Source organism: Solihabitans fulvus (assembly GCF_008386585.1).
Classification (GTDB): Bacteria; Actinomycetota; Actinomycetes; order Mycobacteriales; family Pseudonocardiaceae; genus Solihabitans; species Solihabitans fulvus.
In genome coordinates this window covers 18,269-44,095 of sequence record NZ_VUOB01000038.1, presented here as the reverse complement: position 1 = coordinate 44,095, position 25,827 = coordinate 18,269, and the positions used below count along the sequence as shown (strand labels likewise).

The following is a 25,827-nucleotide window of genomic DNA, read 5'->3' as shown; positions in this document are numbered from 1 at the left end:
TGCTCACCCTGTCACGCCAACCCTTCGATCATGCCCCGGTGCTAGCGGCGAGTCGCCTCTCCCGAACGAGGCCCGCGTCATGCTCCGGTGCTCGCGGCGAGTCGCTCCGCGCGGTCGGCCTCGGCGAGGGCGTCCAGCACGTTGTCGAGGTCGCCGTCGAGCACCTGGTCGAGGTTGTGCGCCTTGTAGCCGACCCGGTGGTCGGAGATGCGGCTCTCCGGGAAGTTGTAGGTGCGCACCCGCTCGGACCGGTCGACGGTGCGGATCTGGCCGCGCCGCGCGGCGGAGGCCTCCTGCTGGGCCTTCTCCTCGGCCAGCGCGACCAGCCTGGCCTTGAGCACCACCATGGCGCGGGCCTTGTTCTGGAGCTGGCTGCGCTCGTTCTGGCAGGACACCACGATCCCGGTCGGCAGGTGGGTGAGGCGCACCGCCGAGTCGGTCGTGTTGACGCCCTGGCCGCCCTTGCCGGAGGAGCGGAACACGTCCACCCGCAGGTCCCGTTCGTCGATGTCCACCTCGACGTCCTCGGCCTCGGGGAACACCAGCACGCCTGCCGCGGAGGTGTGGATGCGGCCCTGCGACTCGGTCACCGGGACGCGCTGCACGCGGTGCACGCCGCCCTCGAACTTGAGCCGCGCCCAGACGCCGTCGGTGTCGTCGGCCTTGCCCTTGATGGCGACCGTGACGTCCTTGTAGCCGCCGAGCTCGGACTCGGTGCCGTCGAGCACCTCGGCCTTCCAGCCGTGCCGTTCCGCGTAGCGCAGGTACATCCGCAGCAGGTCGCCGGCGAACAGCGCGGACTCCTCGCCGCCCTCGCCGGACTTGATCTCCATGACCACGTCGGAGCCGTCGTGCGGGTCGCGCGGCAGCAGCAGCTCGGTGAGCCGGCTCTCCAGCACGGGCACGCGCTGGGCCAGCTCCTCGGCCTCGGCGGCGAAGCTCTCGTCCTCGGCGGCGAGTTCCCGTGCCGCGGTGAGGTCGTTGTGCACCTGCTCCAGCTCGCGCACGGTGCGGGCGATCGGGGTCAGTTGGGCGTAGCGGCGCCCCAGCTTCCGCGCGTTCGCCTGGTCGGCGTGCACGGAGGGGTCGGCCAGCTGCCGCTCGAGCTCGGCGTGCTCGGCGAGCATCGAGTCGAGCGCGTCAGACACCGGTCGGGTCACGAATGCTCCGTCTCCTGCATGGGTCGCACCTGGTCGAGAAACGACGACGGCGCCCGCCCGGCACGGTGTGCTCGGGCGGGCGCCGTGAACGTCGCTAGCTCAACTTCACTTGTTGCGCTTGCCGTAGCGAGCCTCGAAGCGCGCGACCCGGCCACCGGTGTCCAGAATCTTCTGCTTGCCGGTGTAGAACGGGTGGCAGTTCGAGCAGACCTCGACGTGGATGGTCCCGTTCGCCTTGGTGCTGTGCGTGGTGAAGGAGTTCCCGCAGCCACAGGTCACCTGGGTGTCCTTGTACTCGGGGTGGATGCCAGTCTTCAATGTCTCGTCCCTTTCTCAGCGGCCGCCGGATCCCCCTTCGGTCGTGGGGGTGAACCGGAGCCGGACTCGACCTACTAGTCTGCCAGATGGCCCGACAGGGATGAAAACACGCCCTCGGCCCCGGTTGTTCCCACCTGGACTCGGCTCTACGGGTAGTGGCGCACGTCACCCGTTCGTGACCGTTTGGCGCTCCTGGTAGGCCGTTTGCCGCAGGAGAAAGCCGTTCGCCGGGACGAAGGCAGCGAATCCCACCCGAGTGCCCCCACACTGTCCGCGTGCTGTGCGCGACTCGACGCCCACTCGCCGTGTCCATGTGGCTGGCGGTGCCGCTGCTGTTCGCCGCCTCCGTGCTGACGCTCACCGCGCTGGCCGGCGCGGCGCTCGGCGGCCTCGGCTGGCACGTCTCGCTGTCGGTCGCCGTGTTCGGGGCGGCGACCGCGGTGACCGCCGCAGTCAGCGACAACGTCAGCTGGGCGGCAGCCTGGCAGCGCCGCTGGCTGCGCTGGCCGTACCTGGCCGTGGTGCTCGCGGCCGGGGTCGCGCTCGACGGCGTGCGGCTGCCGACGCCGCTCGCGCTGGCCATTGGCATGCCGGCGACGGTGCTGCTGGTGGTGGAGTCGGTGCGAAGCCGGCGCAGGGTCGCCGAGGGCGAGGACGGCAGGCTCACCACGGGCTGCGGCGCCTGACCTGGCGCCGGTCCATGCCACGCGACTTGGGCCAACCGGTCGAGTGACACCGGACCCGGCAATCACTAGCTTCTTGACCGAATGGTTACCTGCCAACCATATCCGGAGGAAGTTAGTGAAACTCTCTCTGCATCGACTCGGCTCGGCGACCGCGATCGCCGCGATCGCCGCAGCCGCCCTGCTCGCCAGCCCCCTGACCGGCAACGCGGCCCCGCTGACCGACACCTCGGCCGCCGTCGTCGCACCGCACGCGGCCGGCGACGGCACCCCGTCCGGCGCCGTCCAGTGGTATCAGAACCACCTCGGCAGCACCGCCTACCAGCACTACTGCGAGAAGGCCGCCGAGGTCTCCTACGGCACCTCCGGCGTCTGGGCCTCGGCCAACGCGCACTGGAACGGCGCCAGCCCCAAGCACCCCGGCGACCGCAACCCGCCGGCCGGCGCGTTCGTGTACTGGAACATCAGCGCGTGGGGCCACGTCGGCATCTCCGACGGCAACGGCGGCTTCTACGCCACCAGCGTCAACGGGGCCATCGGCCACGTGACCAGGTCGCAGGGCGGCTACAGCTACTTCTCCAACTACCGGGGCTGGACCCCGCCCGCCCGCCCCCGCCCCTAGATTTCGACGCTGAGGACACTGCCTCTCACCTCGGCGTCGGGACGCGCCCCGTCCCGGCTCCGTCGCACAGCGCCCAACACACCGCCCTCACCGGCACAGCCCTCGAAACGCATGTGGGCCCCTGACGCCGAGCGTCAGGGGCCCACATATGTCAGTGTGCTCAGTCCTCGCCGGCACCCGGCGTGGTCTTCGCGACCTGCATCAGGAACTCGATGTTGGTGCGGCTCTTGCGCAGCCGGTCGAGCAGCAGCTCGATCGCCTGCTGGCTGTCCAGGGCGTGCAGCACCCTGCGCAGCTTGTGGTTGACCGCCAGCTCGTCCGGAGAGAGCAGCAGTTCCTCCTTACGGGTGCTGGACTGGTCCACGTCCACCGCGGGGAAGGTCCGCTTGTCCGCGATCTTCCTGTCGAGCTTGAGCTCGGCGTTGCCGGTGCCCTTGAACTCCTCGAAGATCACCGTGTCACCCGCGGAGCCGGTCTCCACCAGCGCGGTGGCGAACACGGTCAGCGAGCCGCCGTTCTCGATGTTGCGCGCCGCGCCGAGGAAACGCTTCGGCGGGAACAGCGCGGTCGAGTCGACACCACCGGACAGGATTCGGCCGGACGCCGGCGCCGCCAGGTTGTAGGCACGACCAAGCCGGGTGATCGAGTCGAGCAGCACGACCACGTCGAAGCCCATCTCGACCAGGCGCTTGGCCCGCTCGATGGACAGCTCGGCGACCGAGGTGTGGTCTGACGGCGGGCGGTCGAAGGTGGAGGCGATGACCTCGCCCTTCACCGACCGCTGCATGTCGGTGACCTCTTCAGGCCGCTCGTCGACGAGCACGACCATCAGGTGGCACTCGGGGTTGTTCGTCGCGATCGCGTTGGCGATGGACTGCAACACCGAGGTCTTGCCGGCCTTGGGCGGCGACACGATCAGCGCGCGCTGCCCCTTGCCGACCGGCATCACCAGGTCGATGACGCGGGTGGTGAGGATGTGCGGCTCGGTCTCGAGACGCAGCCGCTCGTTCGGGTACAGCGGAGTCAGCTTGGTGAACTCCGGCCGGTTCCGAGCCTCGTCCGGGTCGATCCCGTTGATCTTGTCGACGCGCACCAGCGGGTTGAACTTCTGCCGCTGCTGCTCGCCGTCGCGCGGCTGACGCACCGCGCCCGTGATGGCGTCGCCCCGGCGCAGGCCGTACTTGCGGACCAGCGACAGCGACACGTAGACGTCGTTCGGGCCAGCGAGGTAGCCGGAGGTGCGCACGAAGGCGTAGTTCTCCAGCACGTCCAGGATGCCGGCGACGGGCAGCAGCACGTCGTCGTCGCGGACCTCGGTGTCGCCACCGCCGCCGCCAACGCCCCGGCCGCCGCGCTCGTTGACGTCCTCACGGCCGCCGCGACGACGACGGTCCCGGAAGCGCCGGCCGCGCCGACGTCCGCCGTCCTCGTCGTCGTCGTCCGGACCGTTCGGGCGCTCGTTGGCGCGGTCGGCGTTGCGCTCGTTGCGCTCCTGCCGGTCCTGGCGCTCGTTGCGGTCGCCGCGGTCGTTGCGCTCCTGGCGGTTGCCCTGCTGGCGGCCCTGGCGGTCGTTGGACCGCTCCTGGCGCTCGCCCTGCTGACGGTCGCCCTGCTGCCGCTCGCCCTGCTGACGGTCGGTGCGCTCCTGGCGCTCCGGCTGCCGCTCGTCCTGCTTCACGGCGGTGTCGGCGGCCGGGCGCTGCTCGGCGGCCGGGGCGCCGCCCTGGCGCGGTGCCGCGGCCTCGGCCGCGTCCGGGCTGCCGGCCGCGCGGCCGGAGGAACGACGCCGACGGTTGTTGCGGCGGCTGCCGTCCTCGTCGGAGCCGCCAGCGCGCTCGACAGCGGGTGCTGCGGCCTCGGCCGGCCGGTCGGCGGCGGGCGCGGCGGGCTCTGCGGCCCGCTCGGCCGGCGCGTCGAGCACCGAAAGCTGCTGCTGGGGGGCCTTCGCGGCGGACTTGGCCGAGGACCGCTCAGCCTTCGCCGGCGCGGGGGCCGCCTCGGCGACCGGAGCGGACGGCGTCGTCGCGGCACTGCCCCGACTGGAGGTGCCGCCCTGCCGCTCCTTGATCGCGGCGATCAGATCGCCCTTACGCATGCCCGTGGTGCCGGTAATCCCGAGCGTGCCGGCGAGTTCCCGGAGCTCAGCGAGCACCATGCCCGACAGGCCGGCACGACGGCGCGGCGAGCTGCCGTTGGATGGGGTGGTCAGCGTGCTCTCCTTGGAATCGGTTGCGATCTTGGCCGCTTTTGCCTGGCCAACGCTGGTGGCAGCGGAAACGGCCTCGCTGCTCAACAAATCTGTGGTGCTCACACATGTCCTTCCTGACCGAACCGCGCCTCCTACGCGGCCCAGCGGACCTGCCGTCCGACGGAACGCGGAACGGCACGTTCGCCCGGTGAGAGCGGACCTCGACGAGGGCGTTGTGCACACGAACGACGGGGAACGCCGACACGGGACTTCTCGGTCATCACGGCGATCGGGTACCTGTCAGCGTCGACCCCGCCCATACGGCACAGAGTCGCTTCGCAGCAGGAGATGCGACCCGGAACGAATGTCCGGGAACGGCACCGGCGCCCGTGCGCGCGGTGACTGATCGCCCCCGAGGGTAGACGCACGCCAGGCCGGGTGCAACAACCGGGGTGGCGCGTCGTGTCTCAATTCAACAGCGGCGACCTCGACTTTGTTCCAGCTGGCGGACATGCGAGGACGCTCCGGACAGGGCAGGTCCGGCGAACAGGGCAGTCGCCGCTCAGCCGATCGGCTCTGTCCGGACGCCGACCAGGTCCACCGGCAGCGGCCGCACCGCGAAACCGGTCAGGTCGACGCCGTCCGGCAGCGTCCCGTCGGCCGGCAGGGCGAGCACGGTCGGGCCGGCCCCGGACACCGCCGCCGGCACCCCGGCCGCCCGCAGCTCGCGAATCACCCGGATGGTCGCGGGCCAGGCGGGTTCCCGGTAGGACTGGTGCAGCCGGTCGTCCGTGGCGGCCAACAGCAGGTCAGGGCGAGTGGTGAAGGCGTGCACGGCCAGCGCGGAGCGGCCTGCCGCGAAGGCGGCGTCGGCGTGCGGCACGGTCGCAGGCAGCAGCCCGCGCGTCGTGCTGGTCGCCGACTCCTGCGCCGGCACGAGCGCGACCGGCCAGATCCCGGGATGCGGGTCGAGCCGCACGGCCCGGAACCCGTCGTCCTCGGACCACGCCACCACGACCCCGCCGAACAGGCTCGCCGCCGCGTTGTCCGCGTGCCCCTCGAACCCGGCAGCCAACCGCAGCGCCCGCTCGTCCAACTCCTGTCCCGCCAGCGCAAACCCGGCCGCCACGCCGGCCACCACGGCGGCCGCGGACGAGCCGAGGCCCCGCGAGTGCGGGATCACGTTGTGGCAGCGCAGCAGCAGGCCGGGCGGCCGCGTCCCGGTCGCCGCGCAGGCGGCGCGCAACGCCCGTACCACCAGATGGCTCTCGTCGGTCGGCACCTGGCCCGCGCCCTCGCCGGTCACCTCGACGGTCAGCCCACCGGGTGTGACGAACACCTCAACGACATCGTGCAGGCCGAGGGCGACACCGAGCGCGTCGAACCCAGAGCCGAGGTTCGCCGAGGACGCCGGAACCGTGACCCGAACACCACTCATGTGAGTTCCAGCGCGTGCGCCACCGCGCCGGGGCTCACCGGCAGCGGCTCGACCTCGGACATGCCGATCAGCGCGGTGTCCGGATCCTTCAGGCCGTGGCCGGTGACCGTGCAGACCACCACGGAACCCCTTGGCAGTCGGCCGTCCTCCGAGGTCGCCAGCAGGCCCGCGACGCTGGTCGCCGAGGCTGGCTCTACGAAGATGCCCTCCCGGCGAGCAAGCAACCGGTAGGCGTCGAGGATCTGCTCGTCCGTGACGGCCTCGAACAGGCCGCCCGACTCGTCCCGCGCGGTGACCGCGCCGGTCCAGGACGCCGGGCTGCCGACCCTGATCGCGGTGGCGATCGTCTCGGGGTGACTCACCGGCTCGCCGGTGACCAGCGGCGCTGCCCCGGCCGCCTGGAAGCCGAACATCCTCGGCGTGCCCTCGACCACGCCGTCGGCGGCGTAGTCGGAGTAGCCCTGCCAGTACGCGGTGATGTTGCCGGCGTTGCCGACCGGCAGGCAGTGGATGTCGGGCGCGCGGCCGAGCACGTCGCAGATCTCCCACGCGGCGGTCTTCTGGCCGAGCAGCCGCACCGGGTTGACCGAGTTCACCAGCGTCACCGGGTACTCGGCCGAGGTCTTGCGGGCCAGTTCGAGGCAGTCGTCGAAGTTGCCGTCGATCTGGAGGATCCGCGCGCCGTGCGCGACGGCCTGGGCGAGCTTGCCGAGCGCGATCTTGCCGCTGGGCACCAGCACGGCCGAGGTCAGGCCGGCGCGGGCGGCGTAGGCGGCCGCCGAGGCCGAGGTGTTGCCGGTCGAGGCGCAGATCACCGCGCGCACGCCGCTGGCCAGGGCGTACGTCATCGCGACGGTCATGCCCCTGTCCTTGAACGAGCCGGTGGGGTTCGCGCCCTCGACCTTGAGCAGCACCCGGCAGCCGGTCAGCTCGGACAGGTGCGCCGACTCGACCAGCGGGGTGCCGCCCTCGTGCAGGGTGACCACGGTCGCGCCGTCGGGCACCGGGATTCGGTCGCCGTAGGCGTGCAGGATGCCCGGCCAGCCCGGCCGCAGGGTCGAGTCGGTCACAATCTCGTTCACTCCGTGCCCTCCACCCGCATCACGCTGACGACCTCGCGCACGACCGGCAGGCCGGCGACCATGTCCACTGTGGACCGTAGCGCGGCCTCGGACGCGGCGTGCGTGACGATCACCAGGCTGGCGTCGTCGGTCCTGCCCTCCTGGCGGACCACGGCGATGCTCACGTCGTGCTCCGCGAACACGGCCGCGACCTGCGACAACACGCCCGCGCGGTCGGCGACGTCGAGGCTGATGTGGTACCTGGTCGGCGTCTGGCCCATCGGGCGGACCGGCAGCGCGGCGTAGGCCGACTCGCGCGGCCCCCTGCCGCCCTGCACCATGTTCCTGCCCACCGCGACGAGGTCGCCGAGCACCGCGCTCGCGGTCGGCGCTCCCCCGGCCCCCTGGCCGTAGAACATCAGGCTGCCGGCCGCGTCGGCCTCGACGAACACCGCGTTGTACGCGCCGCCGACCCCGGCGAGCGGGTGGCTGCGCGGGATCATCGCGGGATGCACCCGCACGGCGACGGACTCGGTGGTCTCGCCGGACTCGTCGGTGTCGGTGACGCGCTCGCAGATGGCCAGCAGCTTCACGGTGCGGCCGAGCGCCCGCGCCGCCGCGATGTCGGCGGAGGCGACCGAGGCGATGCCCTCGCGGTGCACGTCGGCGGCGGTGACCCTGGTGTGGAAGGCGAGCGACGCGAGGATCGCCGCCTTCGACGCCGCGTCGAACCCGTCGACGTCGGCGGTCGGGTCGGCCTCGGCGTACCCGAGCCTGCTCGCCTCCTCCAGCGTCTCGCCGTAGCCCGACCCGGTGTTGTCCATCGCGGAGAGGATGTAGTTGGTGGTGCCGTTGACGATCCCCATCACGCGGGTGATCCGGTCGCCGGCAAGCGACTCGCGCAGCGGCCGCAGCAGCGGGATCGCGCCTGCCACCGCGGCCTCGAAGTACAGGTCCGCCCCGGAAGCGTCGGCGGCGGCGAACAGCTCGCCCGCGCTCTCCGCGAGCAGCGCCTTGTTCGCGGTCACCACGGACTTGCCGGCGCGCAGCGCGTCGAGCAGCAGGGTGCGGGCTGGCTCGATGCCGCCGATCACCTCGACGACGACGTCGACGTCGTCGGAGGCGACCAGCGCGGCCGCGTCGGTGGTCAGCAGCTCGGCCGGCACGTCCCGGTGCTTGTTGGGGCGGCGCACGGCGATGCCGGTGATCTCCATCGGCGCGCCGATCCGCGCGGTCAGGTCGGCGGCCTGGTCGCGCAGGAGCCTGGTCACCTCGGTGCCGACGGTGCCGCAGCCAAGCAGCGCGACTCGGATGGGTTTGTCCGCCATGCTCAGGAAACCTCCAGGCGCAACAGGTCGTCCTCGGTCTCCCGGCGCAGCAGCGGCCGGGACGTTCCGTCGGTGACCGCCACGACGGCGGGTCGCGGCAGCCGGTTGTAGCCGCTGGCCATGACGTAGCAGTACGCGCCGGTGGCGGCGACCGCGATCAGGTCGCCCGGCGCCAGGTCCGCCGGCAGCCAGCAGTCCCTGACCACGACGTCGCCCGCCTCGCAGTGCTTGCCGACCACGCGGCACAGCACGGCGGCCGAGTCGTGCTCGGCGGCGCGGGACACCAGGCGGCAGTCGTAGACGGCGTCGTACAGCGCGGTGCGGATGTTGTCGCTCATCCCGCCGTCGACGCTGACGTAGCGGCGGCTCAGGCCGGCGTCCAGCTCGACGTCCTTGATGGTGCCGACCTCGTAGAGCGTGACGGTGCCCGGCCCGACGATGGCGCGGCCGGGCTCGACCGCGATCTTCGGCATGGGCAGGTCGTTGTGCTCGCACTCCTTGGACACGATGGTGCGCAGCTGCTCGGCGAGGAACGCGGGCGGCGGCGGGTCGTCGTCCGGCGTGTAGGCGATGCCGAGTCCGCCGCCGAGGTCCACAGTGGACAGTGTGTCCAGCAGCTCGGGGCCGTGCTTGTCGCGCAGCTGCGCGACAAGCTCGATCACCCTGCGGGCGGCCACCTCGAAACCGTTGGCGTCGAAGATCTGCGAGCCGATGTGGCTGTGCAGCCCGACCAGGCTCAGCCCCTCGGCCTTGATGACGCGGCCGGCGGCCTCCGCGGCGTCCCCCGAGGACAGCGAGAAGCCGAACTTCTGGTCCTCGTGCGCGGTCGCGATGAACTCGTGGGTGTGCGCCTCGACGCCGACCGTCACGCGGATCATCACCGGCTGCACCACGCCGCGGTCCCTGGCGATCTGGTCCAGCCTGGCGATCTCGAAGTACGAGTCGACCACCACGGCGCCGACACCGGCCTCGACGGCGGCGGCCAGCTCGGCGACGGACTTGTTGTTGCCGTGCAGGGCGATCCGCTCCGGCGGGAAGTCCGCGCGCAGCGCAACGGCGAGTTCGCCGCCGCTGCACACGTCCAGGCTCAGCCCCTCCTGCGCGACCCAGCGCGCGACCTCGACGCTGAGGAACGCCTTGGACGCGTAGTGCACCAGCGTCGGGTCGCCGAACGCCCTGGCGTGCTCGGCGCAGCGCGCGCGGAAGTCCGCCTCGTCCATGACGAACAGGGGCGTGCCGTACCGCTCGGCCAGCTCGCGCACGTCCACCCCGGCGAGCCGCACCACACCGTCGTCGCCCCGGGATGCGTTGCGCGGCCACACATCCGGGTGCAGCGCGTCGAGCTGGTCCGTGGTGGACGGACGCGATCCCGCTGTGTTGCCTGCAACGATGACGTCGGCGTGCCGTGGTCCTGCCGGGTGCGCGCGCATCACATCTGCTCCGGGGCGCTCACGCCGAGCAGCCGAAGGCCGTTGACCAGCGTCTGCTTCATGGCCTGGTAGAGCCGGAGCCTCGGTACCGCCAGCGGCGATGTCTCCTCGTCGCCCTTGGGCAGCACCTTGGCCCCCTTCTCGTCGTAGTACCTGTGGACCGCGCCGGCCAGCTCCTCGAGGTAGCGGGCCACCCGGTGCGGCTCGCGCAGCTCGGCGGCCGAGGCCACCACCCGCGCGAACTCGCCGAGGGTGCGGATCACGTCGCCCTCCTTGGGCAGCGTGAGCAGCGTCGCGTCGAAGTCGGCCAGCTCGCCGAGCTCGATGCCCAGGTCGGCGGCGTTGCGCAGCACGCTGGACACCCTGGCGTGCGCGTACTGCACGTAGAACACGGGATTGTCGTTGCTGTGCTTGCGAAGCAGGTCGAGGTCGATGTCCAGGGAGGAGTCGACCGAGGACCGGATCAGCGAGTACCTTGCCGCGTCGACGCCGACGGCCTCGACCAGGTCCTCCAGCGTGATCACCGTGCCGGCGCGCTTGCTCATCTTCACCGGCTTGCCGTCGGCGACCAGGTTCACCATCTGGCCGATCAGCACCTCGACGGTGTCCGGGTCGTCGCCGAACGCGGCCGCGGCGGCCTTGAGCCTGCCGATGTAGCCGTGGTGGTCCGCGCCGAGCATGTAGATGCACAGGTCGAACCCGCGCGACCGCTTGTCCTGGAAGTAGGCGATGTCACCGGCGATGTAGGCGGGGTTGCCGTCGGTCTTGATGACCACCCGGTCCTTGTCGTCGCCGTACTCGGTGGACCGCAGCCACCAGGCGCCGTCCTCCAGGTACAGGTTCCCGGACTCCTTGAGCGCCTCGACGGCCTTGGTGACCGCGCCGGACTCGTGCAGCGAGTTCTCGTGGAAGTAGACGTCGAAGTCGGTGCCGAACTCGTGCAGGCTCTTCTTGATCTCCTCGAACATCAGCCCGACGCCGATCGTCCTGAAGACCTCGGCCCGCTCCGCGTCGGGCAGCCCGAGCGCACCGGGCTCGCTGGCGAGCACCGCGTCGGCGATGTCGTTGATGTAGGCGCCCGCGTAGCCGTCCTCGGGGGCTGGCTCGCCCTTGGCCGCGGCGATCATGGACCGCACGAACCGGTCGATCTGCGCGCCGGCGTCGTTGAAGTAGTACTCGCGGGTGACGCTGGCCCCTTCCGCGGTCAGGATCCGGCCGAGCGCGTCGCCGACGGCCGCCCACCTGGTGCCGCCGAGGTGGATGGGGCCGGTCGGGTTCGCCGAGACGAACTCCAGGTTGATCCGCCGGCCGGCGAGCAGGTCGCCGGTGCCGTAGTCGGCGCCGCCGGCCAGCACCTCGCGCACGATCGCGCCCTGGGCGTCGGCGGCCAGCCGCAGGTTGAGGAAGCCGGGGCCGGCCACGTCGACGGAGGTCAGCGCGTCCTGGCCGGTCAGCGCCTCGGCCAGCCAGCCGGCCAGGTCGCGGGGTGACACGGCCAGCTTCTTGCCGAGCTGGAGGGCGAGGTTGGTGGCGTAGTCGCCGTGTTCGGGGTTGCGCGGACGCTCGATGGTCACTGTCTCGGGCAGGACGGAGGTGTCCAGCCCACGGCTGGACAGCACGTCCAGGGCCGTGGCACGAACCAGGTCAGCGAGCGCGGCGGGAGTCACCCGGAGAAGTCTAGGCAAGCGTATGCGCAGCTCCCGACCGGGTTGGCCGGTCCCGGTGGGTGAGACACGAACGAGTTGACATGCACCAGACACCCAGTCCCTACACTAGCCGACGGCAGTCGTCCGGCATGGGTGACGAAGACGAGGTCTGAGGCGGACATGACCAGCGGCAAGAAGACAAAGGCCACGCGCAGCAGCGTCGCGGCGGCGCGCTCATCGGTGGTGGCGAACAAGCCGAAGCCGTGGGGCACGATCGTCGCGGTGATCGCCGTGCTCGCGCTGGCAGGAGGCGTGTTCGGCTACGCCTACTCGCAGATCTCGGCGAAGAACGCGCGCGAGGCCGCGCTGGCGAAGTGGGTGCCCTCGGACTCCAACAAGGACCCGTCCAGCCAGATCAGCGGGGTCGTCAAGAAGGACTACCCGGCCGGCAAGCACGTGCAGCCGACCCAGCGGGTGGCCTATGACCAGAGCCCGCCCTTCGGCGGCCCGCACGACGGCTTCTGGCCCGGCTGCAACGGCGTGGTCTACCCCAAGGCCGTGCGCACCGAGAACATGGTGCACGGGCTGGAGCACGGCGCGGTCTGGGTCGCCTACAACCCGGACAAGGTCAAGGGCGCCGACCTGGACTCGCTGTCGAAGAAGGTCAGCGGCCAGCCGTACATGATGATGTCGCCGTACCCCGGCCTGGACAAGGCCGTCTCGCTCCAGTCGTGGGGCCACCAGCTCAAGCTGGACAGCGCGACTGACGAGCGGATCGACGAGTTCGTGAAGTCGCTGCGGCAGAACCAGTACACCTACCCGGAGATCGGCGCGTCCTGCGACGCGGGCGGCCCCGGCCAGTTCGACCAGGACAACCCGCCGCCGTTCGTGGCCGACAAGCCCGGCGCGGACGCGGTCCCGATGGACGGCGGCACGGCGGCCACCAGCGAACAGCCCGGCGCGGCGCCCCAGCAGCAGGCGCCCACCGGCCAGCCGTCCGCTCCCGCGTCGGGCACCCCGAGCGGCTGACGTGCCCGAGATCGACGTCGACGAGGAGCAGCCGTCCGCCGGTTCGACCGGCGGGCGGCCTGCCCCGTGGGCGAAGGCGCTGGTCGCGTCCGCCGCAGTGCTCGCGATCCTCCTGCTCGGCGCGGCCGTTGGCCTGCTGATCCAGCTGCCCGGTTCCGGCGACACCGCGTCCCCCTCGGCCGACTCGGTCGACGTCGGCTTCTGCCAGGACATGGCCACCCACCACCGGCAGGCCGTCGAGATGTCCAACATCGCGCTACAGAAGAGCACCGACCCCGCGCTGCGGCAGATCGCGTTCGACGTGGAGAGCTCGCAGCTGGAGCAGGTCGGCAGGATGAAGGGCTGGCTGAGCCTGTGGAGCCAGCCCGAGCAGTCGCCGGGCACCACCCACATGGCGTGGATGGCCGGCGCCGCAGGGCACGCGCACGGCGGCGCGTCGACCGGGTCGACGGGCGTGACCACCATGCCGGGCATCGCCAGCCAGGACGAGCTGGCGAAGCTGCGGTCGTTGTCCGGCAAGGACTTCGACGTCTACTTCCTCCAGCTGATGATCCGGCACCACGAGGGCGGCGGCCCGATGGCCAGGTACGCGGCCGAGCACGCGGGCGTGTCCGTGGTGCGGACTCTGGCGGAGAACATGCTCAAGTCGCAGAGCAGCGAGATCCTGACGATGACGAACATGCTCGTCGAGCGCGGCGCGCAGCCGCTGCCGCCGCCTGCCTGACGCTCCGCGCCGCCGCGAAAACCCGTGGAGCGGAACGGATCGCGCCTGCCAGACTGCGCACCGTGACGGCAGACGCACCAACCGGGGTCGGCGCGACCGCGCTGGCCGTCGCCGGGTTCCGGGCGCTGGAGAGCGAGCGCGCCGACCGGCTGTTCGAGGATCCCTTCGCCGCCGACTTCGTCGCGGCCATCGGTGGCACGGTGGCGCTCGAACCGAAATGGGTCGGGCTGGCCCATCACGTGTCGATCCGCACCAGGTTCTTCGACGACCAGCTGCTCGAGGCGGCCGAGGCCGGCTGCCGGCAGGTCGTGCTGCTCGCGGCCGGCCTCGACACGCGGGCGCTGCGGCTGGCCTGGCCGGACGGCACGACGGTGTTCGAGCTGGATCTGCCCGACGTGCTGGCCTTCAAGGAGCGGGTGCTGGCCGGGCGTCCGCCGAGGTGTGACCGGCGGACCGTGGTCGCCGACCTGCGGGAGGACTGGCCGGCCGCGCTGGTCGCGGCCGGGCTGCGCGTCGACGAGCCGATCGCGTGGCTGGCCGAGGGCATCCTGGTGTACCTGACCGGCGACGAGGTGGAGCGGCTGATCGGCGCGCTGCGGGGCGTCTCGCCGATGGGCAGCCGGCTGGCGCTGGCGCACAGCCTGCGCAACACCAGGGGCGTGTGGCGGTCGACGCTGACCGAGGAGCCGGTGGGGTGGCTGGCCCGGCACGGCTGGCACGGTGTCGCGCACGACACGGTCGGGCTGTCCGAGCGCTACGGCAGGCGGGTTCCCGGGTCCGGCCCGAGTCACGCCGTACTGGCCTCGGCCGTCCGAGCGCAGGAGCCGACCGGCTGACCCTGCTGGCTGACACCGCCGGCTGACTGGCCGGCCGTCACTGCCGACTGACACTGCTGGCTGGCACCGCCGACCGTCACCGCCGGGTGACTGGCCGACTGACTCACCGTCACTGCCGACCGTCACCCGGTGCACGGGACAGGTGTGGTGCGGGCGCGGTTACCTGTCCCGTGCTGCCGAGAGGACGGGCACCATCCCCGACCCTCTCCAGCTTCCCGGTAACGGAAGGACACAACAGCCTCCAGGGGGAGGCAGAAGTAACGCTAAGCCACGAAACAGCATTCGTATCTAGGCCAAACGAGTGAGTTCGTTGGCGAATGGCCGCACATCACTCTCAGAGAGTAATCGACTCGTGAGCGTTGCCACGCTGGCTGAACACCAGTTCGTGCGCTGACCGCAGGCCGATCGCGATGGCCCCGCTGAGCACCGCGCCGTCGCCGAGCTCCCCGGCCACCACCGAGGGCACCAGCGGCGTCGTGCGGCGCAGCGCCAGCTCCAGCGGCTCGTGCAGCAGGTCGGTGTTGCTGCCGACACCGCCGCCGAGCACCACCATCGACGGGTCGATCACCGCGGCGACGGAGGCGACCACGAAGGCCAGCCTGGTGGCCTCCTCGGCGACGGCGGCCAGCGCCCGCTCGTCGCCCTCCCTGGCCAGCCCGAACACCTCCCTGGCCGACCGGACCTGGTGCAGGCCGCGCGCGGCGGCCATCTCGACCACCGAGTTCGCCGCGGCCGCCGTCTCCAGCAGCCCGCGCGACGGCGGCGCCTGCTCGGCGCCCGGCTCGCCGTAGGGCAGGTAGCCGATCTCGCCCGCCGCGCCGTGCGCGCCGCGGAACAGCTGGCCGTCCACGACGATGCCCATGCCGATGCCCGTGCCGACGGTGACGCAGACGAACACGTCGGCCCCGCGCGCGACGCCGTAGGTGTGCTCGCCGACCGCCGCGAGGTTCGCGTCGTTCTCCACCACCAGGCCCGGCCCCAGCACGGCCTCCAGCTCGTCGAGCAGCCCCGCCCGGCCCCAGCCAGGCAGGTTCGGCGCGTGGTGCAGGCCCCGGCTGCGCGGGTCCGGCACGCCGGGGCTGCCGACGACCTTGCTCACCACGTCGGACAGTTCGAGCCCGGCGTCGCGCACGGTCAGCTCCGCGAGGTCGCGCACGGTCCGCACCAGCGAGCTGGCCGACCGGCACCGGTTGCGCTCGTCCACCCTGGCCACCACCGCGCCGGCCAGGTCGGCGACCGCGACCCTGATCCGCTCCCGGCCGATGTCCACGCCGAGCACGTGCCCCGCCGAGGGGTTCGCCTCGTAGACCACCGCCGAGCGGCCCGGCCCGGTCGTGGTCCGACCGACCGGACGGACCAGTCCGTGCTGCTCCAGGTCGAGCAGCGCCTGCCCGACCGTCGGCTTGGACAGGCCGGTGTCCTTGGCGACCTGGGGGCGTGTGGCCATGCCGACCCGCCTGAGCAGGTCCAACACCGCACGCTGATTCAGCTCGCGCATCCCCGCCGGGGTCCCCACCTGCGGGGTTTTCCGCACCGCCACCGCTTGCCTCCGTCACGAGTCGACGCAAGTTTACGTCTCAGACCTTCTGCTGCCGCCCCACTTATGTTAGGAAACTTTCCTAATTGACCCAGGAGGTACGGCCGTGACCCCCAACACGAATCCCGCGTCCCAGGCCCACACCGGATCCCCGCCAAGTAGCGGCTTCGAGCGCAGCGTCGGCCCCAAGTCCGCGACCGCCATCAACATGACCCAGATGTGTGGCATCGGCCCGTTCGTCACCATCCCGACGATGGTCGCCACCATGGGCGGCCCGCAGGCGATGTTCGGCTGGCTGATCGGCGCGATCATCGCGCTGGCCGACGGGCTGGTCTGGGCCGAGCTCGGCGCGGCGATGCCGGGCGCCGGCGGCACCTACGTCTACCTGCGCGAGGCGTTCCAGTACCGCACCGGACGCCTGATGCCGTTCCTGTTCGCCTGGACGGCCCTGCTGTTCATCCCGCTGATCATGTCCACCGGTGTGATCGGGCTCGTCACCTACCTCGGCTACCTGGTGCCAGGGGTCGTGGACGCCAATGGCAACACCACGCTGATCGGCCACGTGATCGGCATCGCCGTCGTCGCCCTGACCGTCGTGCTGCTCTACCGCAAGATCGGCCAGATCAGCAAGCTGACCTCGGTGCTGTTCGGGGTCATGCTCTGCTCGGTGATCGCGGTGATCATCGCCGCCTACACGCACTTCCACCCGAGCCTGGCCTTCGCCTTCACCCCCGGCGCGTTCCACCCCTTCGGCGGGGCGTTCTGGGCCGGGCTCGGCGCCGGCCTGGTCATCGCCATCTACGACTACCTCGGCTACAACACCACCGCCTACCTCGGCGCGGAGATCCGCGACCCCGGCAGGGTGCTGCCGAGGTCGATCGTCTACTCGATCGTCGGCATCATGGCGCTGTACTTCCTGCTCCAGGTCGGCGTGCTCGGCGCGGTGCCTTGGGAGGAGGTCACCAAGTCGACGTCGATCGCCTCGCTGGTACTGGAGCGCAGCTGGGGCGTGGTGGCCGCCAAGATCATCACCGTGCTGGTCATCGTGACCGCGTTCGGCTCGGTGTTCGCCGGGCTGCTCGGCGGCTCGCGAGTGCCCTTCGAGGCCGCGCGGGACAAGCTGTTCCTGCCGTGGTTCGGCAAGCTCCACCCACGGCTGCACTTCCCGCACGTCGGGCTGATCGTGATGGGCGTGATCACCGCGATCGGCTCGCTGTTCACCCTCAGCGACGTGATCAACATGCTCACCGCGGTGTTCGTCATCGTGCAGTCGGTGGCCCAGGTGTTCGCGCTGATCGTGTTGCGGCGCAGGCAACCCGGGCTGAACCGGCCGTACCGGATGTGGCTCTACCCGGTGCCCGCCATCGTGGCGCTCGCCGGCTGGCTGTTCATCTACTACTCGGCGGGCCTCAAACCGGTGCTGCTGTCGTTGGCCTGGATGGTCGTCGGCATCGCCGCCTACCTGGTCTGGGCGAAGGTCGAGCGGACCTGGCCGTTCGGCCCCAAGGAGATCAGGGAGCAGTACCTCACCGCGACCGCGGCCTGACCCTGCCCCGACCCCGTGGACCCTCCGCGCGCGGCGGAGGGTCCACGGCCCTGTTCGCCGCAATTACCGGACACGTCGCAGGACAAGACCGATCACGAATCTTGACAACGATGTCACCGCCCGGTTTCGCTGTCGCGCGGGTCACTGCGGACACCGAACGAAAGGGCGCGACGCGATGGGGCGGATGCGGGCCAGAACAACACGGACCATGCTTGTCGGCGCGGTCGTCGCGGCGCTGAGCCTCGGCGGCTACTCGAACGCACTGGCAGCACCGGGACAGCAGGGAGGCGCGGCCACGGACTTCTCCTCCTCCTTCGAGGCCGGCGACCCCGCGCCGACCTGGACCGACACCGTGGAGACCGACCCGAGCGGGCAGCCAAAGGCGTCCGGGGTCAACGGCAACGACGCCGTGAGCATCCCCGGCGACGTCACCGACAAGGTTGTCCAGGTGACGGCCAGCGCCGAGAACACCCCCGGCGGCGAGGTCAAGGAGAACCTCGTCGACGGCAACGTCAACACGAAGTGGCTGGTGTTCGCGAACACCGGCTGGGCGCAGTTCAAGCTGTCCGAGCCGGTCGCGATCGCGCGCTACGCGCTGTCCTCCGCCAACGACGCCCCCGAGCGCGACCCGAAGAACTGGACCATCAAGGGTTCGGCGGACGGCCAGAACTGGACGACGCTGGACACCCAGACCGGCCAGACCTTCGACAGCCGGCAGCAGACCAAGAAGTACGAGGTGCCCAACACCACGGCGTACCTGTACTACCGGCTGGACATCACGCTCAACAACGGCGGCCCCATCCTGCAACTGGCCGACGTGCACCTGATCACCAACGCGGTCATCCCGCCCGCCCCGAACATGCGGACGTTCACGGACAAGGGCCCGACCGGCGGCTACAACACCAAGTCCAACGTCGGCTTCACCGGCGTGCGGGCGTTCCGCTACCTCGGCACGCACTACGCCAAGGGACACGGCTACTCCTACAACAAGGTCTTCGACGTCAACCTCGCCGTCACCAAGGACACCCAGCTGTCCTACCTGATCTTCCCCGAGTTCGTGCAGGGTGACCTGAGCTACCCCAGCACCTACGCGGCGGTGGACCTCGCCTTCGACGACGGCACCTACCTCAGCCAGCTCGGCGCGCGCGACCAGCACGGGTTCGAGCTGTCGCCGCAGGGCCAGGGCGCGTCGAAGTCGTTGTACACCAACCAGTGGAACCACCTCACCGCCACCATCGGCGCGGTCGCCGCCGGCAAGACGATCAAGCGGATCCTGCTCGCCTACGACAACCCCAACGGCCCGGCCACCTTCGGCGGCTGGGTGGACGACATCAAGGTGACCGGAACCCCTGCCGCGGCGAACCGCCAGCACCTGACCGAGTACGTGTCCACCACCAGGGGCACCAACTCCAGCAGCAGCTTCTCGCGCGGCAACAACTTCCCGGCCACCGCGCTGCCGCACGGCTTCAACTTCTGGTCGCCGATGACCAACGCGTCCTCCAACAGCTGGCTGTACGAGTACGCCAAGGCCAACAACGCGGACAACCTGCCGACGCTCCAGTCGTTCACCGCCAGCCACGAACCCAGCCCGTGGATGAACGACAGGCAGACCTTCCAGGTGATGCCGACCGGCGGCACGCCCACCACCGACCGGGGCGCGCGGGCGCTGCCGTTCCGGCACGACAACGAGACCGCGCAACCCGACTACTACGGCGTGCGGTTCGAGAACGGCATGCGCACCGAGATCACCCCGACCGACCACGCGGCGGTGTTCCGGTTCACCTTCACCGGCGACAGCTCGAGCCTCGTGTTCGACAACGTCAACAACAACGGCGGGCTCACCCTCGACCCGGCCACCGGCGTCGCCACCGGCTACTTCGATACGCTCGACAAGGGCCAGCCGGTCAACGGCTCAACCAGGCTGTTCGTCTACGCCACCGTCGACAGCCCGGTCAAGGCGGCCGGCACGCTGACCGGCGGAGGCCGCGACAACGTCACCGGGTACTTCCAGTTCGACACCTCGGCCAACAAGGTCGTCACGATGCGGATCGCCACCTCGCTGATCGGCGTCGAGCAGGCGAAGAAGAACCTGGCGCAGGAGATCGCGCCGACCGACACGTTCGACTCGGTCCGCGCCCGCGCCCAGCAGGCCTGGGACGCGGCCCTGCGGGTGATCGAGGTGCAGGGCGCCAGCGAGGACCAGCTGGTCACCCTGTACTCCAACCTCTACCGGCTGTTCCTGTACCCCAACTCGGGCTTCGAGAACACCGGCACCGCCGCCGCTCCGACCTACCGCTACGCCAGCCCGGTGTCCGCGCCGACCGGGGCGAACACCCCGACGCAGACCGGCGCGAAGATCGTCGACGGAAAGGTGTACGTCAACAACGGTTTCTGGGACACCTACCGCACCACCTGGCCGGCCTACTCGCTGCTCACCCCGAGCAAGGCCGGCGAGATGATCGACGGGTTCGTGCAGCAGTACAAGGACGGCGGCTGGGTGTCGCGCTGGTCCTCGCCCGGCTACGCGAACCTGATGACCGGCACCAGCTCGGACGTCGCCTTCGCGGACGCCTACGTCAAGGGCGTCGGCAACTTCGACGTGCAGGCCGCCTACGACGCGGCCATCAAGAACGCCACGGTCACCCCGCCGAACCAGAGCGTGGGCCGCAAGGGCCTGGACACCTCACTGTTCCTCGGCTACACCTCGACCGCGACCGGCGAGGGCATGTCGTGGGCGATGGAGGGCTACGTCAACGACTTCGGCATCGCGAACCTGGCGAAGGCGTTGTACGAGCGGAGCAAGCCGGGCGACCCGCGCCGCAAGGAGTATCAGGACAACGCCGAGTACTTCCTCAACCGGGCGCAGAACTACGTAAACATGTTCGACAAGAACGTGGGCTTCTTCCAGGGCAGGACACCCGACGGCGCGTGGCGACAGAGCCCGCAGCAGTTCGACCCGAGGGTGTGGGGCAACGACTACACCGAGACCGACGCGTGGAACATGGCGTTCTCCGTGCCCCAGGACGGCCAGGGGCTGGCGAACCTCTACGGCGGCAAGGACAAGCTCGGCAAGAAGCTCGACGAGTTCTTCGGTACCCAGGAAACCGCGCTGTACCCGGGCTCCTACGGCACCACGATCCACGAGATGATCGAGGCCCGCGACGTCCGGATGGGCCAGTACGGGCACAGCAACCAGCCCTCGCACCACATCGCGTACATGTACGACTACGCGGGCCAGCCGTGGAAGACGCAGGAGAAGGTCCGCGAGGCCCTATCCCGCCTCTACCTCGGCAGCGAGATCGGCCAGGGCTACCCGGGCGACGAGGACAACGGCGAGATGTCCGCGTGGCAGATCTTCAGCTCGCTCGGCTTCTACCCGTTGCAGATGGGTAGCGGGAACTACGCCGTCGGCTCGCCGCTGTTCACCAAGGCCACCGTGCACCTGGAGAACGGCAAGGACCTGGTGATCAATGCCCCGAAGAACAACCAGCGCAACGTGTATGTGCAGGGGCTGAAGGTCAACGGGCAGACCTACGACAAGACCTACCTGCCGCACGACGTGCTGGCCAAGGGCGGCGTGCTGGACTTCGACATGGGCCCCAACCCGTCGAGGTGGGGCACCGCGGCGGACGACGCGCCGCCGTCGATCACCCAGGGCACCGGGATCGCGCAGCCGCAGCGGGACATCACCGGGGCCGGCAAGGGCACCGCGACCGGTCCGACCGACGTGACCGCGCTGTTCGACAACAGCTCGCAGACGCAGGTCGACTTCGCCGGCGCGACGCCGTGGGTGCAGTACCAGCCGAGTGGCGCCAAGGAGAAGGTCGGCTTCTACACGCTGACCTCGGGCAAGGGCGCAGGCGACCCGAAGTCCTGGGCGCTCAAGGGTTCCTACGACGGCAAGACCTGGTCGGTGATCGACCAGCGGTCGGGCGAGGTGTTCGCGTCACGGCAGCAGACCAGGGCGTTCAAGGTCGACAAGCCGGGCCGGTACGCCTACTACCGCCTCGAGGTCACCGCGAACACCGGTGAGGCAACGACGTCCCTCGCCGAACTGGAGCTGCTAGCCAAACCCAACCCAAGCTGCACCAGCACGATCACGGGCCAGCACAACGGTCCGCTGCGCGTGTCCAGCGGCGTGGTGTGCCTGGACAACGCGACCGTCAACGGGCCGATCGTGGTCGACGCCGGCGCGTCGCTCTACGCCGTCGGCGGGTCCGTGCACGGTCCGGTGTCGGCCACCGGGGCCGGCACGGTGGTGCTGCTCGGCACCAAGGTAGACGGCCCGGTGACCGTCACCGGGGCGACCGGCGAGGTGAGCATCGAGAACGCGCGGATCAGCGGGCCGGTGAGCCTGGTGAACAACGCCGTGCCCGCCGCGAGCATCGTGGCCGCCAGCGCCATCGACGGTCCGCTCGCCTGCACGGGCAACGCGCAGCAGCCGGTGAACAACGGCCTGCCGAACACCGTGCGGGGCCCGGCAACGGGCCAGTGCCAAGGACTCTGACGCACTGACCCAGCACAGCCGCGGGCCGCATCCCATCCGGGGTGCGGCCCGCGGCCGTCTCACCAGCGCCCCGCCGCCCGCGCCGCGAGCCGAACCAGCCGAGGCGAGACGCGGTTGCCGATCGAGGCGAGTCGGGACTCCGGGGTGACCGGCACGACCAACCGCTTGTCCGCGACCGCTCGCAGCACGGCCCTGGCCACCCGCTCCGGCCCGTAGCCGCGCCGCCGGTACAGCGTCGTGGTCGCCTCCCGCCCCGCCCGCTCCTGTTCCGGCGTCGAGCCGGCGAACCGAGCCGTCCGCGTGATGTTGGTGTGCACCACGCCGGGACAGATCGCGCTCACCCCGACACCGGCGCCGGCCAACTCCGCCGAAAGGCACTGCGCGAGCATCAGCACCGCGGCCTTGGTGGTGGCGTAGGCGGGCAGCGACGGCATCGGGAAGTACCCGGCCATCGAGGCGGTGACGACAAGGTGACCGCCCTCCGCGCGATCGACCAGGTGCGGCGCGAACGCGCGCAGCGTGTGCACCACGCCCCACAGGTTCACGTCGACCACGCGCCGCCAGTCCTCCTCCGAGGTGGCCAGGAACGGCCCGGTCACCGCGATCCCGGCGTTGGCCATCACGATGTCGGGGGTCCCGTGCTCGACGAGGACCCTGGCCGCCAGCTCCTCGGTCGCCGGGCCGTCGGCGACGTCGAGCGCGTAGGCCGCCGCCGTGCCGCCCCTGCTGGCGGCCTCCTCGGCCGTGCGCCGGGCCCCGGCCAGATCCAGGTCGACCGCGAGCACGTCCGCCCCCTCGGATGCGAAGGCCAGCGCCGTAGCGCGCCCGATGCCGCTGGCGGCGCCGGTGACCAGCACGAGCTGCCGCTCGAACGGGTGTTGCGGCGCACCGACCCGCGCCCTGGCCAGCCCGCGCGAGGCGGGTGCACCGGCGAGATGGTCCACGAACTCGGTCACCAGCCGGGCCACCGCCCCGGGATGGCTGCGCGGCGCCCAGTGCCCGGTGTGCAGCTCACGCCGCCAGAGCCGGTCGCACCACCGGTCGGCCATCGTCAGGTGCGTGCCGGTGACGAACGGATCCCCGGTGAGCGCGAGCTGCTGCACCGGCAGGGATGCCCGCCGCTCCCCCGGGTGTCCGGTCGCGGTCAGCATGTTCGCGCGATAGAGCTCGAGCCCGTTGCGGGCGTCGCGGTAGTTGGCGTGAAACCGGGCCAGCAACGGCCGCGCGCGCCAGACCAGCTCGGGCAGCACCGGCAGGTGAAAGGCCCCGATGTACCAGGAGTGCGCGAGCTGCCGCAGCACCTGTGGTCGGAGCCGCCGTCCCCGCATCCAGGAGCCCACGTGGTCGAGACAGGACCCGGAGATCGAGGTGAACGACGCGAACAGCGAGGCGTATGTGGGATCCGTCACAGCGTGCCAGGTCTGCACCGAGCCCCAGTCGTGCCCGACCAGGTGGACCGGAGCGTCCGGCGAGACCGCCCTGGCCACCGCGGCAAGGTCGGCGGCAAGCTGGTCGAGCCGGTACCCCTCCCGCCCGTCGGGCTGCCCGGACTCCCCGGTGCCGCGCACGTCGTAGCGCACCACATGGAAGCGATTTCGCAGCTCGGCGGCCACGTCGCGCCAGACCGAGGAGTTGTCGGGGTACCCGTGGACGAGCAGCACAGTAGGCGCCGAGGAGTCCCCCTCCTCGTACACCGCGAGCCGCACACCACCAGACTCAACGGAACTCGTTCGTGCCGGTTTCATGCCCCATGACGGTAGGCGGTGCGGAGCACTCCTGGGAATGCGCTAAGCTTCATCCGTCGCGCAAGCGATGGGCCCCCGTAGCTCAGGGGATAGAGCACCGCCCTCCGGAGGCGGGAGCGCAGGTTCGAATCCTGCCGGGGGCACACAAATCAGAGGCTTCTCCTCTGCAAGGGCCTTGTTTCATGACACCAGTCGTGACGCAAGGCCCTTTATTTTTTGGTCGACGGCCAGATCTCCAGGCAAGCTCACGCGAGAGCGCGGAACAATCGACGAGCTGCCCAGCGGGGCGCTCCGAGTCCGCGTGTACGCCGGCATCGACCCCGCATCCAAGCGGCGGCACGACCTCCTCGCCCGCACCCTCGTCGCCGGCCCCACCTGACATCCGCAATCGAGTGCCCGCAGGGGCTGCTGGGCTGACTGTCGGAATGCGGATCCGGCGAACGCACGATCTCCGCCCGTTCGTGTCGTCGAGTGATCGACTCGTCGCTAACGTCCGGTCCTGTGACCCGCTGCCGTAGCCTGCTCGCGCCGCTGACCATCGTCGTGACGGCCCTGTCGATCCTTGCCGGTTGTTCGAGTTCAACTCCCCAGGCCGGCACGTCGGCCTCGCCGTCGTCGACGTGGGTCTCCATGACGGCGTTCGCCCTGCCGAGCGACGTCGTCGCGGCGACGCCGAGGCGTGCCGCCCCCGGCGATCTGTGCGGGCTCCTCACGCCAGAGGAGGTCGCCAAGGCCGCCGACGCCGGGCCGGCCACCAGCGTCCCCGGAAAGGAAGGGAAGTGCGGCTGGAGTATCGGACCTGGTGTCGACGCGGAGGGCACGCCGGACAGCCTGCTGCTCGCGTCCGTTGAGAACACCGTCGCGTGGTCGGGGACCGAACGGGGGATGGTCGATGGCCACTCGGCACTGCGCCACTCTGTGGAAGGGCTGTGCATGCTTAGAGTCGCCATCCGCAAGCCCATCAGCGAGAACGGCGACAGCTCGAAGCCCGACGATCCGATTCTCGTGCTGAGCCTGAAGATCAAGGGCCGGCCGGCTGACGTGTGCCCGGCCGCGGAGTCGCTGGCGAAGATCGCCCTCCAGCGGCTGCCCCGCGCCTAGCCGGATCGGATTTGCCTGCGGTGGCAAGGCGTTCCCGCGCCAGCAGGCACCGTGCGACGCGGCGTCGGAGCGGAGCCGCCCCGACGCCGCCGCCAGCACGACTCAGCAGTCGATCACGTGGCTAGTTCCCGGTGCGGCGGAAGTGGAACGGGCAGTGCGTGCCGCCCAGTCCGATCGTGGTGACGCGGTCGAACCGGAACCCGTGCCGGTCCGGGTCGATCGCCTCGATCCAGTTGCCGTCAAAGGCGCACATCGCCGGCGTCAACTCGGCGGCGGAGTTCGCCACGAGCACGTCGTGGTAGAAGCAGCGATGCACGTCCACGTCGTAACGTCGATCGTCGTCGACCGGACGATGGAAGGTGAAACCCGCGCCGAACGCGTGCTCCTCGCGGGACTTCGAGATCGCCACCATGGCCGCGAACGGGTCCGGGGCGGAGTCCAGCATCAGCCGGGTGGCCTCGTACACGGTGTCGCCGAGCGACTCCACGAAACCGCTGCGCACCGCGTCGAGGACCGCCGCGCGGTCGAGGTGCGGCAGCAACAACTCGTAGGCGGCGACCAGCGCGAGGGTCATCCGGAGGTTGTGGTGCGCGGGCTCGTCGACGATCAGGTGCGCGTTTGCGGCTTCCAGGTTCGCGAGCCGTGCGCGCATCTCGGCGACGAGGTGGTTCGGCAGCGCGTGTTCGCGCAGTGTGCCGGCGATGTGTTCGAAGAAGCCGTCGACGATCGCGGCGGTGTCGCGGTCGGGATCGGGAACGTACTCGCCCTCGGCGAGGCCGTAGGGGTCGGTGGTCATCAGGTTCCTTTCGAGACATGCCAGTACGTCAGCGCGCTCCACCGACCAACCTGGCGCTGACGACCTTGTTTGATGTTGTCCGCCCCAGGCTCGCACGACGGCGGTCGGAAGGTCAACGCGGCGAAGGATTCC

General features: G+C 70.7%; 19 protein-coding genes and 1 tRNA gene. 9 read left to right on the top strand and 11 right to left on the bottom strand.

From position 1 onward, the window contains the following. Positions 1-77: 77 nt before the first annotated feature. Entirely contained in the window at positions 78-1,160 is a 1,083-nt protein-coding gene (prfA, locus tag F0L68_RS21015) for a peptide chain release factor 1 (RefSeq protein ID WP_276313871.1), read from the bottom strand. Between the two features lie 105 nt (positions 1,161-1,265). Continuing rightward, entirely contained in the window at positions 1,266-1,478 is a 213-nt protein-coding gene (gene rpmE, locus F0L68_RS21010) for a 50S ribosomal protein L31 (protein WP_149851337.1), read from the bottom strand. Between the two features lie 275 nt (positions 1,479-1,753). Here rpmE and F0L68_RS21005 point away from each other — a divergent pair, with 275 nt between their 5' ends. Together F0L68_RS21005 and F0L68_RS21000 are read left to right on the top strand one after the other, a co-directional pair. Further along, a complete protein-coding gene (locus tag F0L68_RS21005) occupies positions 1,754-2,164 on the top strand; it encodes a hypothetical protein (RefSeq protein ID WP_149851336.1) in 411 nt (136 codons plus the stop codon). A gap of 115 nt (positions 2,165-2,279) precedes the next feature. Next, on the top strand, positions 2,280-2,783 hold the full coding sequence (locus tag F0L68_RS21000; protein WP_149851335.1) for a CHAP domain-containing protein: 504 nt from the start codon (positions 2,280-2,282) through the stop codon (positions 2,781-2,783). 160 nt (positions 2,784-2,943) lie between these two features. On the opposite strand, the gene rho is transcribed toward F0L68_RS21000, so the two are convergent. The 6 genes from rho to argS form a co-directional block, all read right to left on the bottom strand. Further along, positions 2,944-5,094 (bottom strand): transcription termination factor Rho, encoded by a 2,151-nt coding sequence (gene rho / locus F0L68_RS20995; protein ID WP_149851334.1) that lies wholly within the window; start codon positions 5,092-5,094, stop codon positions 2,944-2,946. A 439-nt stretch (positions 5,095-5,533) separates the two neighbouring features. Continuing rightward, positions 5,534-6,409: a homoserine kinase gene (gene thrB, locus F0L68_RS20990; RefSeq protein WP_149851333.1), complete on the bottom strand. Its 876-nt coding sequence runs from the start codon at positions 6,407-6,409 to the stop codon at positions 5,534-5,536. Beyond that, complete coding sequence (gene thrC / locus F0L68_RS20985; protein WP_149851481.1) at positions 6,406-7,482, bottom strand: threonine synthase; 1,077 nt, start codon at positions 7,480-7,482, stop codon at positions 6,406-6,408. Before thrC ends, thrB begins: the two co-directional genes overlap by 4 nt. Positions 7,483-7,487: 5 nt before the next feature. Then, a complete protein-coding gene (locus tag F0L68_RS20980) occupies positions 7,488-8,798 on the bottom strand; it encodes a homoserine dehydrogenase (protein WP_149851332.1) in 1,311 nt (436 codons plus the stop codon). A gap of 2 nt (positions 8,799-8,800) precedes the next feature. Further along, a complete protein-coding gene (gene lysA, locus F0L68_RS20975) occupies positions 8,801-10,228 on the bottom strand; it encodes a diaminopimelate decarboxylase (protein ID WP_149851331.1) in 1,428 nt (475 codons plus the stop codon). Further along, entirely contained in the window at positions 10,228-11,895 is a 1,668-nt protein-coding gene (argS, locus tag F0L68_RS20970; protein ID WP_149851330.1) for an arginine--tRNA ligase, read from the bottom strand. Before argS ends, lysA begins: the two co-directional genes overlap by 1 nt. Positions 11,896-12,054: 159 nt before the next feature. Here argS and F0L68_RS20965 point away from each other — a divergent pair, with 159 nt between their 5' ends. The 3 genes from F0L68_RS20965 to F0L68_RS20955 all read left to right on the top strand — a co-directional run bounded on the left by F0L68_RS20965 (position 12,055) and on the right by F0L68_RS20955 (position 14,463). Continuing rightward, positions 12,055-12,903 (top strand): thioredoxin-like domain-containing protein, encoded by an 849-nt coding sequence (locus F0L68_RS20965; protein WP_149851329.1) that lies wholly within the window; start codon positions 12,055-12,057, stop codon positions 12,901-12,903. 1 nt (position 12,904) lies between these two features. Beyond that, entirely contained in the window at positions 12,905-13,627 is a 723-nt protein-coding gene (locus tag F0L68_RS20960) for a DUF305 domain-containing protein (RefSeq protein ID WP_149851328.1), read from the top strand. 62 nt (positions 13,628-13,689) lie between these two features. Then, a complete protein-coding gene (locus F0L68_RS20955; RefSeq protein WP_149851327.1) occupies positions 13,690-14,463 on the top strand; it encodes an SAM-dependent methyltransferase in 774 nt (257 codons plus the stop codon). 334 nt (positions 14,464-14,797) lie between these two features. Here the strand turns inward: F0L68_RS20955 and F0L68_RS20950 are convergent, their stop codons facing one another. Further along, a complete protein-coding gene (locus F0L68_RS20950; RefSeq protein ID WP_149851326.1) occupies positions 14,798-15,961 on the bottom strand; it encodes an ROK family transcriptional regulator in 1,164 nt (387 codons plus the stop codon). Positions 15,962-16,106: 145 nt separating this feature from the next. Between F0L68_RS20950 and F0L68_RS20945 the strand changes: the two genes are divergently transcribed. Both F0L68_RS20945 and F0L68_RS20940 read left to right on the top strand, forming a co-directional pair. Next, entirely contained in the window at positions 16,107-17,546 is a 1,440-nt protein-coding gene (locus tag F0L68_RS20945) for an APC family permease (protein WP_223198992.1), read from the top strand. Between the two features lie 208 nt (positions 17,547-17,754). After that, positions 17,755-22,053: a GH92 family glycosyl hydrolase gene (locus F0L68_RS20940; protein ID WP_149851325.1), complete on the top strand. Its 4,299-nt coding sequence runs from the start codon at positions 17,755-17,757 to the stop codon at positions 22,051-22,053. 59 nt (positions 22,054-22,112) lie between these two features. Here the strand turns inward: F0L68_RS20940 and F0L68_RS20935 are convergent, their stop codons facing one another. Further along, positions 22,113-23,798, bottom strand: coding sequence for an SDR family oxidoreductase (locus tag F0L68_RS20935; protein ID WP_149851324.1), 1,686 nt, complete (start codon positions 23,796-23,798; stop codon positions 22,113-22,115). 71 nt (positions 23,799-23,869) lie between these two features. Here F0L68_RS20935 and F0L68_RS20930 point away from each other — a divergent pair. Beyond that, a tRNA-Arg gene (locus tag F0L68_RS20930) sits at positions 23,870-23,941 on the top strand. A 328-nt stretch (positions 23,942-24,269) separates the two neighbouring features. Then, positions 24,270-24,899, top strand: a complete 630-nt coding sequence (locus tag F0L68_RS20920; RefSeq protein ID WP_223198991.1) for a DUF3558 domain-containing protein — start codon at positions 24,270-24,272, stop codon at positions 24,897-24,899. A 121-nt stretch (positions 24,900-25,020) separates the two neighbouring features. Here F0L68_RS20920 and F0L68_RS20910 read toward each other — a convergent pair whose 3' ends face one another. Next, positions 25,021-25,695 carry an L-2-amino-thiazoline-4-carboxylic acid hydrolase gene (locus F0L68_RS20910; protein ID WP_149851320.1) on the bottom strand — a complete coding sequence of 225 codons (675 nt, stop codon included), beginning with the start codon at positions 25,693-25,695 and terminating at the stop codon, positions 25,021-25,023. Positions 25,696-25,827: the final 132 nt, after the last annotated feature.